The organism is Pseudomonas sp. FBCC-B1565, assembly GCF_059133265.1.
This window is the reverse complement of the sequence record NZ_CP101438.1, coordinates 5,887,414-5,904,242: the sequence shown is the minus strand read 5'-3', so window position 1 is coordinate 5,904,242 and position 16,829 is coordinate 5,887,414. Positions and strand designations below refer to the sequence as shown.

11 protein-coding genes are annotated in these 16,829 nt (G+C 62.4%); 6 read left to right on the top strand and 5 right to left on the bottom strand.

What is annotated here, in order from left to right; genetic code table 11:
* Positions 1 to 17: 17 nt before the first annotated feature.
* The 4 genes from accB to NL123_RS27420 all read right to left on the bottom strand — a co-directional run bounded on the left by accB (position 18) and on the right by NL123_RS27420 (position 4,827).
* Entirely contained in the window at positions 18 to 482 is a 465-nt protein-coding gene (accB, locus tag NL123_RS27435; RefSeq protein WP_010213489.1) for an acetyl-CoA carboxylase biotin carboxyl carrier protein, read from the bottom strand.
* 24 nt (positions 483 to 506) lie between these two features.
* Positions 507 to 962, bottom strand: coding sequence for a type II 3-dehydroquinate dehydratase (gene aroQ, locus NL123_RS27430; RefSeq protein WP_017136743.1), 456 nt, complete (start codon positions 960 to 962; stop codon positions 507 to 509).
* A 179-nt stretch (positions 963 to 1,141) separates the two neighbouring features.
* The gene (locus NL123_RS27425) at positions 1,142 to 1,690 is read right to left on the bottom strand and encodes a methyl-accepting chemotaxis protein (protein WP_494358349.1); all 549 of its coding nucleotides are present in this window, start codon (positions 1,688 to 1,690) and stop codon (positions 1,142 to 1,144) included.
* A 1,466-nt stretch (positions 1,691 to 3,156) separates the two neighbouring features.
* The gene (locus tag NL123_RS27420; protein ID WP_248485920.1) at positions 3,157 to 4,827 is read right to left on the bottom strand and encodes a response regulator; all 1,671 of its coding nucleotides are present in this window, start codon (positions 4,825 to 4,827) and stop codon (positions 3,157 to 3,159) included.
* 388 nt (positions 4,828 to 5,215) lie between these two features.
* Between NL123_RS27420 and NL123_RS27415 the strand changes: the two genes are divergently transcribed.
* From NL123_RS27415 to NL123_RS27395, 5 genes are all read left to right on the top strand, one after another.
* On the top strand, positions 5,216 to 6,193 hold the full coding sequence (locus NL123_RS27415) for a DUF2333 family protein (RefSeq protein WP_494358348.1): 978 nt from the start codon (positions 5,216 to 5,218) through the stop codon (positions 6,191 to 6,193).
* Positions 6,194 to 6,195: 2 nt separating this feature from the next.
* A complete protein-coding gene (locus tag NL123_RS27410; RefSeq protein WP_248485922.1) occupies positions 6,196 to 6,732 on the top strand; it encodes an NUDIX hydrolase in 537 nt (178 codons plus the stop codon).
* A gap of 173 nt (positions 6,733 to 6,905) precedes the next feature.
* Positions 6,906 to 7,277 (top strand): translation initiation factor Sui1, encoded by a 372-nt coding sequence (locus NL123_RS27405; protein WP_005784408.1) that lies wholly within the window; start codon positions 6,906 to 6,908, stop codon positions 7,275 to 7,277.
* A gap of 143 nt (positions 7,278 to 7,420) precedes the next feature.
* Entirely contained in the window at positions 7,421 to 9,334 is a 1,914-nt protein-coding gene (speA, locus tag NL123_RS27400; protein ID WP_071491593.1) for an arginine decarboxylase, read from the top strand.
* Positions 9,335 to 9,469: 135 nt separating this feature from the next.
* Positions 9,470 to 10,363, top strand: coding sequence for an alpha/beta hydrolase (locus NL123_RS27395; protein ID WP_494356722.1), 894 nt, complete (start codon positions 9,470 to 9,472; stop codon positions 10,361 to 10,363).
* Here NL123_RS27395 and NL123_RS27390 read toward each other — a convergent pair.
* Positions 10,308 to 11,645 (bottom strand): MATE family efflux transporter, encoded by a 1,338-nt coding sequence (locus NL123_RS27390; protein ID WP_494356721.1) that lies wholly within the window; start codon positions 11,643 to 11,645, stop codon positions 10,308 to 10,310. The genes NL123_RS27395 and NL123_RS27390 overlap by 56 nt on opposite strands.
* A 238-nt stretch (positions 11,646 to 11,883) precedes the next feature.
* Between NL123_RS27390 and NL123_RS27385 the strand changes: the two genes are divergently transcribed.
* Positions 11,884 to 16,782 carry an alpha-2-macroglobulin gene (locus NL123_RS27385; protein WP_494356720.1) on the top strand — a complete coding sequence of 1,633 codons (4,899 nt, stop codon included), beginning with the start codon at positions 11,884 to 11,886 and terminating at the stop codon, positions 16,780 to 16,782.
* The last annotated feature ends 47 nt before the right edge of the window (positions 16,783 to 16,829 follow it).

Genomic DNA, 16,829 nt, shown 5'->3' with positions numbered 1-16,829 from the left:
CGAAGGCACTCCGCGGTTCAAACGATGGTGAACAGCGGCTGGTCGTACTCAACCGGCTGACCGTTTTCTACCAGGATGGATTCGATGACGCCGGCTTTTTCAGCGGTGATGTGGTTCATCATCTTCATCGCTTCAACGATGCAGATGGTGTCGCCCACTTTCACGGTAGCGCCGACTTCAACGAAGGCTGGCGAAGTCGGTGCCGGGGTGCGGTAGAACGTACCGACCATTGGCGACTTGACCACGAAGCCGTTCAGCGCAGGCGCGGCCGGGGCAGCTGGAGCAGCGGCAGCTGCAGGGGCGGCGGCAGGCGCAGCAGCGGCCGGAGCCGGCGCTTGCATCTGTGGCGCATAGAACTGCTGGGCCGGGGTCTTGCTGTGGCGGCTGATCCGTACGGACTCTTCGCCTTCCTTGATTTCCAGCTCGTCGATACCGGACTCTTCCAGCAGTTCGATCAGTTTCTTAACTTTACGGATATCCATGAATCATCAACTCCCAAGGGTCGGTCAGGGGCGCTTGGCCGGTTGTTCAAGTTGTTCCAGGGCGGCCTCCAGGGCCAGTCGGTAACCGCTGGCGCCAAGGCCGCAGATCACACCTACCGCTACATCGGAGAAGTAGGAGTGATGGCGGAAAGCTTCGCGTTTGTGCACGTTCGACAAATGCACTTCGATGAATGGGATGCTCACCGCCAGCAGCGCGTCACGTAATGCAACACTTGTATGCGTAAAAGCGGCGGGATTGATCAGGATAAAGTCCACGCCTTCGCCGCGCGCGGCATGGATGCGATCAATCAATTCGTACTCGGCATTGCTTTGCAGGTAGAGCAGATGGTGGCCGGCTTCACGCGCCCTGCGTTCGAGATCAAGGTTGATCTGCTCCAGGGTGACAGCCCCGTAGACGCCCGGTTCACGGGTGCCGAGCAGGTTCAGGTTGGGTCCGTGAAGAACCAGTAAGGTCGCCATCGGCTGTTCCTTGTTATTGATGTGGGTACGGCAGAACCCGGCGACTATGCCGCAAAGCCTTTGTGACTGTCCAGTTCTATGCAGTAGGCGGCACGATTAGCGAGGATAGCGCGAAAATTGTGACTGTGGGGCTGGATTCGGTCATTGGCAACACCGTCTCGAATCCTGTGGAGATCGTGTCAGACGCGGAAGGCTTGAACGGCAGTGTTGAGCTGCCCACCCAGCACCAACAACTGCTCACCCTGTCGTCGGCCCTGTCCGATTCGCAGCAAATTATCCTCACCCAACTGATGAATCCGCTCACTGTTGTCGCGAATCTCACTGACGGCACCACTCTGCTGCGCGGTCACATCGGCGATGCGCACGGCGGTCTCGGAGATGGTCTGGATCGCGCCGACGATTTCATCCAGCGCACCGTCCGCTGCCTGGGCTTGCTGGGCGGTGGCTTCGGCGTGTTCGACCTGGGCGCGCATGCCTTGCACCGATTGGTGGGCGGCGCTTTGCAGCCCGGCGATCAAGGTCTGGATTTCGGCGGTGGCGCCAGCGGTGCGTTGGGCCAGCGAGCGCACCTCGTCGGCCACCACGGCAAAACCGCGTCCGGCTTCACCGGCACGGGCGGCCTCGATGGCGGCGTTGAGGGCCAGCAGGTTGGTCTGGTCGGCAATCGAGCGGATCACCGTGAGTACCCCGCCGATGGTGGCAGATTCCTCAGCGAGTTTTTCGATCATCTGCGCGTTTTGCTGCACTTCGCCCACCAGGGCATGCAGCCCGGTCAGGCTCAGGCCGATCACGCGCTGGCCTTGCTCCACCGCCTGGCCGGCGCTGCGACTGGCACCGGCAGCCTGGCTGGCGTCGCCGGCGACTTGCTGGATCGTCGCTTCCAGTTCGCCCAGCGAATCACGGATCTGCGCGGTATCCCCGGCCTGGCGTTCGGCGCCGTCGTGCAGGCCGCTGCTCAGTTCGGCGAGGGTGCGGCTGCTGCCGGCGACTTCCTCGGCGTTGCCGCGAATGGTGCCGACCAAATCCACCAGGTAGGCGCGCAGGCGGTTCAGAGACGCTTCGATATCGTGCAGTTCGCGGTTGGTCTTGCCCAGGGCAATCGGCCGGCTGAAGTCACCTTCGGCCCAAGTCGACAGGGCTGGCGCCAGGTTGGTCAGCACTCGCGCCAGCTTGCGTTGCAGGGTGTCGATCAATAGCGCGATCAACAGGATCAGGCCAATCATCAGCCCTTGCATCAGGCGCACTTCGCCCTGGATCTTGGCGTGTTGCGCACGCACGACCGGCTCCAGGCCGGCGATGGCTTGTTGCACGGTGTTGATTTTCTGGTGGGTTTTGGCGGCCAGGTCGGTGCGTTGCTGGATCTGGTCGCGGGTGCGCTTGAGTTCGGCGGGGTAGCGGGTCAGCAGGCTGTTGAGTTCACGCTTGAGGTCGACGCCGGTGTCTTGGGCTTCAGTTTTTTCGCTGTTCTCCAGGCCCATCAGCGCAGAAAAATCATCGGCGCTGGACTCGGCGCTGGCCTTCACGCCGAGCAACGGCAGTTGCTCCAGCAGGTCGGCCTGGCTGCGAATGTTGCCGACTTCGCGTTCCACATCGTCGGCCAGTTCCGCACGCCCGCTGCTCACCAGTTTGTCGCGGGCCAGCGACAACTTGCCCAGATGCTGGGAGGCGGCCAGCAACGGCGGCAGATAGCGGGCGGCTTCGGGAGAACTCACGCCGATGGCGTACTGGCTCAGTTGCTCCAGGTTGGCGCCCAATTCACGTTCGGCTTGCAGCAGCAAGGCTTGCGGGTCGCCTGCCAGCTTGCCGGCCGCCAGCAAGTCGGTCTTGCTGAACGCATCCAGGTCCACCAGGCTTGGGCGCAGGTTCTGCGCCAGGTCCGCCGGCAGTTCATTCAGATGCTGTACCAGGCTTTCCAGGCTCTGGCCCGCGCTGCTCAAGCGCAGGGCGTCGCCGCTGGCCAGGTAGTCGTCGATATTGCGCGCGGCTTCGTTCTGGAAACTCTGCGACAGGCCCAGGTAGCGCTCCATCAGCAAATAGGGCCGCTCCAGCGCCCGTTGCGACCACCACAACGTCGCCCCCAGCGCCAGGCACACGGCCACCAGAAGAAGGGTATTGAGATTGGTCAGCAGCTTCAGGCGCATGCGTGGTTTCAACCGACAGCAAAAGATAAGTGCCTGAAGTTATTGCGTTTCCGTTACAAAGTTATGACGGAATCAGTGGATTCCGGTGAAAAGATGGCACTTTGCTTTGATGTGCGTGCGGCTTGCACACGATTGCGCCCAGCGTCCTTGGCACGGTACAGCGCCTCGTCGGCCTGGGCGGCCATCATCAGGCTATCGGAGCCGTCGCACAGCTCCACCAGTCCTGCGCTGAAGGTGCACCACAAATCCTGGGGTTGCGCCGGGTAGTGGATCTCGGCAAAGCGCCCACGGATTTCATCCAGCACTCTGCAGGCCGATTCCAGATCGGTGTCGGGCATCACGATGGCGAATTCCTCACCACCATAGCGCCCGATGTAGTCGGTCTTGCGCAGGCGCTGCTTGAGAAACAGCGCCAGACTCTTGATCACGCGGTCGCCCATGGGGTGGCCGTGGCTGTCATTGACCCGCTTGAAGTGGTCGATGTCGAGCATGGCAAAGCTCAATGGCTTGTTCTCGCGGCGCGCGCGGAAGCTGCAGTCTTCGAGCAATTGCAGGATGTGGGTGTGGTTGTACAGGCCGGTCAGGCTGTCGCGTACCATCCGCGCCTTGAGGTTGCGCGCCCGCGCCGCGCGGTTGCGCACGGTGGTGATCAGGTGGCGCGGCTTGATCGGCTTGGTGAGGAAGTCGTCACCGCCTTCGCTCATGGCGTCCAGTTGCTTATCCAGGTCGTCTTCGGCCGACAGGTAGATGATCGGCACGCTGACGTAACGGTCGTTATGGCGGATGACCTTGGCCAGTTCGGTGCCGGTACAGGCGGGCATGTACATGTCGAGGATGATCAGGTCGGGCTGGAAGTCCGCCAGCTCGGCCATGGCCTGGATCGGCTCGATCAAGGTGCGAGTGACGATGCCGGCACTGTTGAGCAGGCGCTCGGTGTGCAGTGCCTGGGCCCGCGAATCGTCGATGATCAGCACTTTATACGGTTCGTACTGGGCAACGCAGGTCAGTACTTCGATCTTTTCCAGCAGGCTGGAAGCTTCCAGCGTACCGGTGAGGAATTCCTGGCCCCCGGCGCGCACGGCGGCCAGGCGGGTCGGGGTGTCGGTTTCGTGCAGGCTGAAGAACAGCAGCGGCAGCTTCTGTTCCAGGCCTTCCTGGGCTTCGGCGGCGAGCTTGAGGCCCAGGCCGGCACCGCAGAAATCCACGTCCATCACAATCGCCGAAGGCAGGCGCTCGGCCATCGACGCACGAAACGCCGCCACGCTGTCCAGGGATTGGGCGCTCATGCCAAAGAACTCCAACTGCTTGGCCAGGCGCTCGGCACGGTCGTGATCGGCCAGCATCACGTAGATCGGCTTGCGCATCGGCGGCAGGAAGGTTTGCTCAAGCTGGTCGCCCTGGCGCAGGCCGGTACGGGACAGGCGCTGCATCAGGCGGTTGAGTTCGGTGATCAGTTGGCTGCTCAGGCGCCCGCGGTTTTCGTTCACGGCCTTGAGAGACTCGCCGATGTGGTGCGCGAGCTGGCTGTGTTCCGGCTGTTCGAAACGCTCGGCAAAGCGCAGCAGGCGCAGATTGGCCTCGCTGAGTTCGGAAAGGTCGGTGCCGGACCACTCGCTGCGTTGCAGGCGCTGCCAGATCTCAAGAATTTGACGTGCCTGATGAATTACCCGCTGGGCAAAATGCTGCTTGAGGCGCTCACGGCTGGGGTCTTCTGGCTCGGTCATATCCTGACTACTAGTGAGGGTGCATGCTGAGGTCGACTGATGGCTCTATGCTAGCACCTCTTTCCCATGGGATGAGTGTCATACGTCAATAAACTGTGCGTGCGGAGTATTCAGTTGCTGACCCGCTGGTCGCTCGGCGTAAAAAGCGTGCATCCTTTATAGTCCAACACCCTCTGTGCGCCAGTTTGGCGAAAAGCCCCGCACGGGCGGGCACGATGGGGTAGGGTTGTGGTCGGAGTGTTTGAACGCACGCCATCAATTCAAGTGCATGAACTCAAGTGATTGAAAGGATATCGCCATGCTGGACTGGAAAAACCGTGCAGGCAGTGCCAAAGGCCCCGCCCCTGAGCCCAAGTCGGCCAACCGCAGCTATTTTCGTACCTTGCTGATGAGCCGCGCCGTGCTCAGCGTGCTCGGCCTGTACCTGTTGGTCACGGGCGCCCTGGGCTGGTACTGGAGCGAAGAGCCGGCGCTGTTCCCGGTCCAGCAGAATGCACAGCTTGCCGCCGAAAAAGACGGCAAGCAGATGGTGGTGGGCTTTACTACCGTCGAAACCCTCAAGACTGTGGTCGGTACCTTGCTGAACAAGCCGGGTGGCTACATTTCCAACGACCGCTTCCCGCCTGGCCTGTGGATGGACAACATGCCGAGCTGGGAATACGGCGTGCTGGTGCAGGTACGTGACCTGACCCGCGCCCTGCGCAAAGACTTCGCCCGCTCCCAATCGCAATCGGCGGAAGACGCCGATCTGGCCAAGGCCGAGCCGCGCTTCAACTTCGACAACAAGAGCTGGGTGCTGCCGTCCAGCGAGTCCGAGTACCAGGAAGGCATCAATTCCCTGAGCCGCTATGAAGCGCGCCTGTCCGACCCGAACCAGAAAGGCGCGTTGTTCTATGCGCGGGCCGACAACCTGAACAACTGGCTGGGCGATGTCGCCACCCGCCTGGGCTCGCTGTCGCAACGCCTGTCGGCGAGTGTGGGCCGGGTGAAGTTGAACACCGCGCTGAAAACCGAAGCGCTGGCGCCGGGTGAAGTGCCGCAGGTTGATGAAGAAGTGGTGGAAACCCCATGGATGCAGATCGACAACGTGTTCTACGAAGCCCGTGGCCAGGCCTGGGCCCTGTCCCACCTGTTGCGCGCCATCGAAGTGGACTTTGCCGACGTCCTGGCCAAGAAGAACGCCACCGTCAGCGTGCGCCAGATCATTCGTGAGCTGGAAGCCTCGCAGGAACCGGTGTGGAGTCCTATGATTCTTAACGGCAGTGGCTTCGGTGTACTGGCGAACCATTCGCTGGTGATGGCCAACTATATTTCCCGGGCAAACGCTGCAGTGATCGACTTGCGTCAGCTCCTCAACCAGGGTTGATGATGGACGCTACTCAAAAGGAGGCCGCCCACCGCGCGGCTTCCGATGCCGAACTGATCTGCTGGGTCGATGAGCAGGACACTCTGCTCGGCAGTCTTGTCAGGGCCGATCTGCGCCAGCGCGGGTTGATCGGCCGTTGCACCTTTATCTTCCTGTTCAATTCGGCCGGTGAGCTGTGTGTGCACCGGCGCACCCTGAGCAAAGCCATGTACCCCGGTTTCTGGGACACGGCGGCGGGCGGGATGGTGGCTGCGGGCGAATCCTACGCCGTGTCGGCGGCTCGCGAGCTGGAAGAAGAACTGGGCGTCGGCGGGGTGGAACTGGTCGAACATGACCATTTCTATTTCGAAGATGGCGATAGCCGGCTCTGGTGCAAATCCTACTCCGCCATCTGGGACGGGCCACTGTGCCTGCAGCCGGAAGAGGTCATGGAGGCGCGCTTTTTACCTATCGACACCGTCCTGCAGGAGGCTGAGCAAAAGCCCTACTGCCCGGACGCCCAGGAAGGCTTGCGCCGCTATCTGGCCTTACGTCGCTAAAGTTGCATAAATTGGCGCCATTTGGCTCTTAGCAAGTCGGCTTTTTGTGGTTACACTGCGCGACTTTTCACCCGAACCGCCTTGGCGGTTCGGTAGCGCTGCCCCTGCCTGAGTGGGGCTTCGCGGTCGGTCATCCTGATCGATCAGTCTTCATCCTCCCAAGAGGATTGCCGGTGGCCAAAAAAGCCGCATCCTTCGCCGCCCTTGGTGGCCTGGTATTTTCCACCGACGCAGGTCGACACTGCCCGGACTGTCGTCAGCCCGTGGATTCGTGTACCTGCAAACAGACCCTGATCCCCGAAGGCGACGGTATTGCCCGCGTGCGCCGCGAGAGCAAAGGCCGTGGCGGCAAGACGGTGACCACCATCACCGGTGTGCCGCTGGCCGAAGATGCGCTGAAGGAACTCGCCACCACGCTGAAAAAGCGTTGTGGCACCGGTGGCGCGTTGAAAGACGGTGTCATCGAGATCCAGGGCGATCACGTCGAGTTGCTGTTGGCCGAGCTGATCAAACTCGGGTACAAGGCCAAGAAGTCCGGCGGCTGAAAGCCTCTTCCCGACCTGTGTCTAAACTCTGTCCTGCGCGTGGGGTCCTACCTTGCACGCAGGCAAATCGTCATTTTCATTCTTTAGACTGCGCCAGCCTCAACCAGGGGCGGCGCTTTCGCCTTCATTTATAGGGGACTTCGATGTCCGTACGACGCACACGCAAAGACGATGGCAGCCAATGGACAGTTGCGGACAGCCGCAGTGTTTACGGGATTCGCCATTGGGGGGCCGGGTATTTCGCGATCAATGAAGCCGGTCGCGTAGAAGTCCGTCCGAACGGCCCGAACAGCACGCCCGTCGACCTGTACGAGCAAGTCGACGAACTGCGCAAGAGCGGCCTGTCGTTGCCGCTGCTGGTGCGCTTCCCCGACATCCTGCAAGACCGTGTACGCCAACTGACCGGTGCTTTCGATTCGAACATCGAGCGCCTGGAATACCAGAGCAAGTACACCGCGCTGTACCCGATCAAGGTGAACCAGCAGGAAGCGGTGATCGAAAACATCATTGCCACCCAGAACGTGTCCATCGGCCTGGAAGCCGGCTCCAAGCCCGAGCTGCTGGCGGTATTGGCCCTGGCGCCGAAGGGCGGCACCATCGTCTGCAACGGTTACAAGGACCGTGAGTTCATCCGCCTCGCGCTGATGGGCCAGAAGCTCGGCCACAACGTGTTCATCGTGATCGAGAAAGAATCCGAAGTTGAGCTGGTGATCGAAGAGGCCGCCAGCCTCAAGGTCAAGCCACAGGTTGGCCTGCGTGTGCGTTTGTCGTCGCTGGCGTCGAGCAAGTGGGCGGACACCGGTGGCGAGAAATCCAAATTCGGTCTGTCGGCGGCGCAACTGCTGTCGGTGGTTGAGCGCTTCCGTGCGGCCGGCCTGGACCAGGGCATCCGCCTGCTGCACTTCCACATGGGCTCGCAGATCGCCAACCTGGCCGACTACCAGCACGGTTTCAAGGAAGCCATTCGTTACTACGGCGAACTGCGCAACCTCGGCCTGCCGGTGGACCACATCGACGTCGGTGGCGGCCTGGGCGTGGACTACGACGGGACGCACTCGCGTAACGCCAGCTCCATCAACTACGACATGGATGACTACGCCGGCGTGGTCGTGGGCATGCTCAAGGAGTTCTGCGACGCGCAGAGCCTGCCGCACCCGAACATCTTTTCCGAAAGCGGCCGTTCCCTGACCGCCCACCACGCCATGCTGGTGGTGCAGGTCACCGACGTCGAGAAACACAACGACGAAATCCCGACCATCGAAAACAAGGAAGCCCTGCCGGAAACCGTGCAGTGGCTGGTGGACCTGCTCGGCCCGACCGACATCGAGATGGTCACCGAAACCTACTGGCGCGCCACCCACTACATGAGTGACGTGGCCACCCAGTATGCCGACGGCAAACTGACCCTGGCCGAAAAAGCCCTGGCCGAGCAGTGCTACTTCGCCGTATGCCGCCGCCTGCACAACTCGCTCAAGGCCCGCCAGCGCTCGCACCGCCAGGTGCTGGACGAACTCAACGACAAGCTGGCCGACAAGTACATCTGCAACTTCTCGGTGTTCCAGAGCCTGCCGGACACCTGGGCCATCGGCCAGGTATTGCCGATCCTGCCGCTGCACCGCCTCGACGAAGAGCCGCTGCGCCGCGCCGTACTGCAAGACTTGACCTGCGACTCCGACGGCAAGATCAAGCAGTACGTCGACGAGCAGAGCATCGAGACCAGCCTGCCGGTGCACGGCTTGAACGAAGGTGAAGACTACTTGCTGGGGATCTTCCTGGTGGGCGCCTATCAAGAGATTCTCGGTGATATGCACAACCTGTTCGGTGATACCGATTCGGTGAACATCTACCAGCGTGAAGACGGTTCGGTGTACAGCGCCGGTATCGAGACCCACGACACCATCGAAGACATGCTGCGCTACGTGCACTTGTCGCCGGAGGAGTTGATGACGCACTACCGTGACAAGTGTGCGAGCGCGAAGATCAGCGCCAGTGAGCGTACGCAGTTCCTGGATGCGTTGCGCCTGGGCTTGACCCGGTCTTCCTACCTGTCCTCGTAAAAAATGTGGGAGGGGGCTTGCCCCCGATAGCGGTACATCAGCAACACTTAAGTTGCCTGATCCACCGCCATCGGGGGCAAGCCCCCTCCCACATTTGACGCAGTGCTGATCCTGAAATTGTCTGAGGGCTGAGCAATGTTGAGCAAATGGCCGCAAGTGTTCACCCTGGCAGTGGCCGCATTCTTGGCCGCCTGCTCCCCCATCAAAGTCCTCAACGCCCTCACCCCTTCCAGCACCTTCACCAAGACCGCGGCCATCGCCTACGGCGCTGATCCGCGCCAGAAACTCGATATCTACCGTCCCGCTCCCGCCATCGCCAACGCGCCCGTCGTTGTGTTTTTCTACGGTGGCAGCTGGAACAGCGGCTCCAGGGACGACTACGGTTTCGTCGGCGAAGCCCTGGCGTCACGCGGTATTGTCGTGGTGATTGCCGACTACCGGCTTTATCCCCAAGTGCGTTACCCCGCGTTTCTCCAGGATGGCGCTCAAGCGGTGGCCTGGACCCACCAGCACATCGCCGAATACGGCGCTGACCCGCAGCGGCTCTATGTGATGGGCCACAGCTCCGGCGCCTATAACGCGTCGATGTTGGCGCTGGATGCGCGCTGGTTGAATGCGGTGGGCTTATCGCCTGCCATTTTCAAAGGCTGGATCGGACTGGCCGGGCCGTATGATTTTCTGCCCATTGAAAATAAGGACGTACGGCCGGTGTTCTTCTTCCCTGACTCGCCGCCTGAGTCTCAGCCGATCAACCACGTCAGTGCCGATGCGCCGCCGAGCCTGGTAATGGCGTCAACGGACGACAATCTGGTCAACCCCACGCGCAATACTGGCGGCTTGGCTAATAAGTTGCGCGCGGCCGGCGTGCCGGTAGAAGCGTTTTACTTCTCCAGGACCAACCACCAGACGCTGGTGGCCTCCCTGTCCAGGCCGTTGCGTTGGTTGGCGCCGGTGCTGGATCGGGTCATCGTGTTTATCCAAGCCACTGATCCTGTCGGTTCAAGCGCCAGGCAATCGCCCACAAAGTAAGGCTGCGCAGGGCCATGAACAGCAGGAAGCTTATCCACAACCCGTGGTTGCCGAACCCCTGAAACGCCCAGGCAAATGGCAGCAGGATCACCACGGTCAGCAACATGCCATTGCGCATTTCCCGTGCACGGGTGGCGCCGATGAACAGCCCGTCCAGCAGGTAGCTCCACACCGCAATCAAGGGCAACACGGCCAGGTAGGGCAGGTAGATATCGGCGGTCTCGCGCACGCTGGGGATATCGGTCTGCATGGCAATAAACAAATGGCCGGCGAAGGTGAACAACAGGGCAAAGCCGACGCTGGCAATCAACGACCAACCGCAAGCGACCACTAATGAACGGCGCAAGGCCTGGCGGTCATGGGCGCCGATGGCGTGGCCGCACAAGGCTTCCACCGCATGGGCCAAGCCGTCCAGCGCATGGGCCGTCAGCAACAGGCCGTTGAGCAGCAGTGCATTAGCCGCCACGGTGGCGTCGCCCAGGCGTGCGCCTTGCACCGTGATCATGAAAAACACCGATTGCAGCGCAAGGCTGCGGATGAAGATGTCGCGGTTCACCGCCAGCAACGGGCGCCAGCTCTCCCATAGTTTCAGTGCTGCCCAGGCGATATGGCCGGGGTAGGCGCGCAGGGCTTTTTGCGTCATCGCCAGGCCCAGCAAGGCGCCGGTCCATTCGGCGATAACGGACGCCCGCGCTGAGCCGACCACCCCCCAATCCAGACCCAGCACAAACCACAGGTTCAGGGCGATGTTGACCAGATTGGTGGTCAGCAGGATCGCCAACGGCGCACGGGCGTTCTGCGTGCCGAGGAACCAGCCCACCAGTGCATAGCTGGCAAGGGCGGCAGGCAGGCCGAACAGGCGCGTGTGGAAGAAGTCCCGGGTCAGTTGATTGAGTTCGGGTGAGGGTTGCATCCATTCCAATGCCAGATGACTCAGCGGAATACCCACGGTGCCCAGCAGCATGGCTAACCCCAGCGCCAGCAGCAGGCCTTGCAGGAGGATATGTCGCAACGCGGCCCCATCATTGCGCCCGGCAGCTTGTGCTGCAAAACCGGTGGAGCCCATGCGCAGGAAACCCATGGCCCAGGCCAGGAAGGTATACAGGCTGGCCCCGACCGCCACGGCGCCCAGTTGATGGGCGTGGGGCAGGTGGCCGATGACCATGCTGTCGACCAGGGCCACAAGGGGCACCGAGATATTCGACAGGATCATCGGCGCGGCCAGGGCCCAGACGCGGCGGTGGGTGGGGCGGTGGCGCCAGTCGATGAGTAGGGTGGGCATGGGGGCTCCTTGGGGGAGCGGCATTGTAACGGGCCCTTTATCTCACTGCAGAACCAATGTGGGAGGGGGCAAGCTCCCTCCCACCTTTGGATCTCCAGTGTTTGTGGGATTTGGCTCGACATTGCGTCCCATCAAGAACCAAAGCACCCTCCGTCGGTCAATGTGACCAGCACCACATCGGCCCCGTGCGGGCTGATATATAGTTCACCCTTCGGACCCCTCTCACAACGAGTGCCCCATGTTTAACAAAGGATTGTTCCTGGCCTGTGCGCTGGCCCTGCTGAGCGCCTGCGATTCCTCCGATAAACCGGCAGCCCCGACTGCTCCAGCCGCGGCGACGATTGCACCCCAGCCGGCCAAGGCGGCGGTCGACGTGGCGGCGCTGAAGCAGCGCTATGCCGGGCGTGAGTTGAGTGTGGTGGACGTGTCCGAAGTGCAGCTCGATGGGGCCAGCACCCTGTCCGTGAGCTTTTCCATTCCGCTGGACCCCGATCAGAAGTTCGCCGACAAACTCCACCTGGTGGACAGCAAATCCGGCAAGGTCGATGGCGCCTGGGAAATCTCCGACAACCTGATGGAACTGCGCCTGCGTCACCTGGAGCCGCAGCGCAAATTGGTGCTCACCGTCGATGCCGGGCTGAAGGCGGTCAACGGCAACACGCTCGCCACCGAGTACGGCGCCCGCCTGGAAACCCGCGACCTGCAAGCCACCGTCGGCTTCGCCAGCCGTGGCACCTTGCTGCCGACGCGCCTGGCCGAAGGGTTGCCGGTGATCGCGCTGAACGTCGACAAGATCGACGTCGAATTCTTCCGCATCAAGCCCGAATCCTTGCCGACCTTCCTCGCGCAGTGGGGGCGCAACACCAGCCTGCAGAGTTATGAATCCCGCGAACTGCTGCCGCTGGCCGACCTGGTCTACGGCGGTCGCTTCGACCTGAACCCGGCGCGCAACACCCGCGAAACCCTGTTGCTGCCGATCGCCGGCCTCAAGCAGTTGCAGCAGCCGGGTGTGTACCTGGCGGTAATGCGCGCCTCCGGCACTTATAACTATTCCCAGCCGGCCACGCTATTCACCTTGAGTGATATCGGCCTGTCGGTGCACCGCTACGCCAATCGCCTGGATGTGTTTACGCAGGCGTTGGAAGGCGGCAAGGCACTGGACGGCGTCGACCTTGAAGTGCTCGACGCCGAGGGCCGTGTGGTCGGCCAGGGCAAGACCGAAAAGGGCGGCCACGCCGAGTTGCCGTTGCCGAAAAAGGCCCAGGTGTTGCTGGCCAAGCAGGGCGAGCAGACCAGCATGCTGCGTCTGGACAGCGCCGCATTGGACCTGGCCGAGTTCGACATCGGCGGTCAGCCTTCCCACCCCTTGCAGTTCTTTGTCTTCGGTCCGCGTGACCTGTATCGCCCCGGCGAAACCGTGCTGCTCAACGCCCTGCTGCGCGACAAGGATGGCAATGCCGTCAAACCGCAGCCGGTGAGTGTTGAAGTGCGCCGCCCGGATGAACAGGTGAGTCGCAAATTCGTGTGGGATGCCGACGCCTCCGGCCTCTATCAATATCAACTGCAATTGGCCGGCGAAGCCCCAACCGGGCGCTGGCAGCTGGTGTTCGACCTGGGCGATGGCAAGCCGCAACTGTATGAATTCCTCGTCGAAGACTTCCTGCCCGAGCGCCTGGCGCTGGAACTCAAGGGCAGCGATACCCCATTGAACCCGGCGGATAACCCGGTGATTCAAGTGACCGGACGCTACCTCTATGGTGCGCCGGCATCGGGCAACCGGGTCAGTGGACAGATTTATGTGCGGCCGTTGCGCGAAGCGGTCAAGTCGCTGCCGGGCTATCAGTTCGGCTCCGTCACTGAAGAAGAGCTGAGCCAGGATTTCGAACTGGACGAAAGCGTGCTCGACGCCAAGGGCCAGGAAGCGTTGACCCTGGAAAGCAAGTGGGCCGAGGCTAAGTCGCCGCTGCAACTGATCGTGCAAGCCAGCCTGCACGAGTCGGGCGGGCGACCGATCACCCGGCGCCTGGTGCAGCCTATCTGGCCGGCCGAGCAACTGCCGGGCCTGCGCGGCTTGTTTGACGGCAAGGAAACCAACGGCGATGGCCCGGCGGAGTTCGAAGTGCTGCTGGCCAACCAGGACGGGCAGAAACTCGCCGCGCAGAATCTCAAGGTGCGCCTGGTACGCGAGCGCCGCGACTACTACTGGAACTACTCCGAGAGCGACGGCTGGAGCTACCACTTCAACGAGAAATTCCTCAACCTCGACGAACAGACCCTGAACATCAAGGCCGGCGACACGGCCAAGGTCAGCTTCCAGGTGGAGTGGGGCCCGTACCGCGTCGAGGTGGAAGATCCGCAGACCGGCCTGGTCAGCAGCCTGCGCTTCTGGGCCGGCTACCAGGCCCAGGACAACACTGAAGGCGGCGCCGTGCGCCCCGATCAGGTCAAGCTGGCGCTGGACAAACCGGCGTATGGCGACGGCGATACCGCCAATGTCACCGTCACCCCGCCCGCTGCCGGTAAAGGCTACCTGCTGGTGGAGTCCGCCGAAGGGCCGCTGTGGTGGCAGGAAATCGATGTACCGGCCGAGGGCAAAAGCTTTGCGGTGAAACTCGACCCGAAATGGTCGCGGCATGATTTGTACGTCAGTGCCCTGGTGATTCGCCCGGGCGAGCGCAAAGCCAACATCACGCCCAAACGTGCCGTGGGCCTGCTGCACCTGCCGTTGGATCGCACCCAGCGCAAACTCGGCGTGACCCTCACCGCGCCGGAAAAAATGCGCCCCAAACAGCCGCTGACGGTGAAAGTCGCCGCCAAAAACGCCGATGGCAGTGTGCCGAAACAGGTGCATGTGCTGGTGGCAGCGGTGGACGTGGGCATCTTGAACATTACCGAATACCCGACGCCGGACCCGTACTCCAGCCTGTTCGGCCGCAAGGCTTACGGCGTGGACCAGTTCGATATCTACGGCCAGTTGATCGAAGCCGGGCAGGGGCGCTTGGCCAGCCTGGCATTCGGCGGTGATGCGGCGCTGGCCAAGGGCGGCAAGCGCCCGGACACCAGCGTGACCATCGTTGCCCTGCAAAGCGCGCCGGTGACCCTGAACGAGCAGGGCGAGGGCGAAGTCAGCGTCAATATCCCTGACTTCAAAGGCGAACTGCGCCTGATGGCCCAGGCCTGGACCGATGACCGCTACGGCATGGCCGAAGCCAAGACGGTGATCGCCGCGCCGTTGATTGCCGAGCTGTCGGCGCCGCGCTTCCTGGCCGGTGGTGACCAGACCACGTTGGCAATGGACCTGTCCAACCTGTCGGGCCAGGCGCAGAAGCTGGATGTGCAACTGAGCGCCGAAGGGCAGTTGGAGTTGGCCAACGCTGGCGCGCAAACCGTCGAGTTGAAACAAGGCCAGCGCACCACCCTGCGCATCCCGGTGAAAGCCTGGGGCGGTCTGGGGCAGGGCAAGGTCAAGGTCACCGTGAACGGGCTGGACCTGCCGGGTGAAAACCTGCCGCCGTTCACCCGTGAATGGACGTTGGGCGTACGCCCGGCGTACCCGGCACTGCTCAAGCATTACCGCGCGGTGCTCAAGGATCAGCCGTGGAGCCTGCCGGCAGGCACGCTCGATCAGTTCGACTCATCAGGGCGCCAGGCGCTGTTGAGCCTGTCGAGCCTGCCGCCGCTTAACCTCGGTGCGCAGATCAGTGCACTCAAGGCCTACCCTTATGGTTGCCTGGAGCAGACCGCGAGCGGCCTGTACCCGTCGCTGTATGCCGACGATGCGCTGCTCAAGCGCCTGTCGATCAAGGGCGAGTCGGACAGCGAACGTAAACGCAAGATCGAGCTGGGCATCGAACGCTTGCTAGGCATGCAGCGCTACAACGGCAGCTTCGGTCTGTGGGGCGCCGATGGCGAAGAAGAATACTGGCTGACGGCCTACGTCACCGACTTCCTGTTGCGTGCCCGCGACCAGGGCTTTGCCGTACCGCCGCAAGCCTTGAAGAAGGCCAGCGAGCGCCTGCTGCGTTATGTGCAGGAACGCAACCTGATCGACGTCGACTACAGCGACAACGCCGACCACACGCGCTTCGCCGTACAGGCCTACGCCGGCATGGTGCTGGCGCGCAGTCAACAGGCGCCATTGGGGGCGCTGCGCAGTATTTTCGAACGACGCAGCGATGCACGCTCCGGCTTGCCGCTGGTGCAGCTGGCTATCGCACTGCAGAACATGGGCGACCAGCCGCGTGCCGACCAGGCCTTGCTCGCGGGGTTGGCGACGCAGCGTAACGCCAATGAGTGGCTGGCCGACTACGGCAGCCCATTGCGGGACCAGGCAATGATCCTGGCCCTGCTGGAAGAGAACGACCTGGCCAAGGGCAAGCGTGAGGAGCGCTTGTTTATCCTCTCGGATCAGTTGGCGGCCAGCCCGTACCTGTCGACCCAGGAGCGCAACTCGCTGTTCCTGGCCGGGCGCCTCGGGTTTGCCAAGCCAGAGGCGAACTGGCAGGTGTCGCTGACCGGCAGTGGCGGCGTGCAGGCATTGAGCAACCAACACTCGACGCTGGAATTGGAGGGCAAGCTGCTGTCCAGCGATCTGACCTTGAGCAATCAGGGGGACGCACCGGTGTACCAGCAGCTGACGATCTCGGGTTATCCACAGGTGCCACCGGCAGCCGGTGGCGACAACCTGAGCATCCGCCGCGAATATCTGGGCATGAACGGCCAGCCACTGAACCTGCGCAACCTCAACAGCGGTGAGCTGGTACTGGTGCATCTGGCGGTCAGCGCCAAGCAGCGTGTGCCGGATGCCCTGGTGGTGGATTTGCTGCCGGCCGGCCTGGAGCTGGAAAACCAGAACCTGGCACAAAGCGCCGCCAGCTTGGAAAACGCCAGCAGCCAGGTGAAGGAATGGCGTGAGTCGATGCAGAACGCCTCGCTCAAGCACCAGGAGTTCCGTGACGACCGCTACGTGGCGGCGATCAACCTGGACGGCTCCGGCACCACGCACCTGCTGTACCTGGCGCGGGCCGTGACGCCGGGCACTTACCGCGTGCCGCCGCCGCAGGTGGAGTCGATGTACCGGCCGAACTGGCAGGCGGTGGGGGAGACGCCGGCGGATCTGGTGATCAAGGGACGTTAATGTAAAACGGGGCCTCAATGTGGGAGGGGGCAAGCCCCCTCCCACAG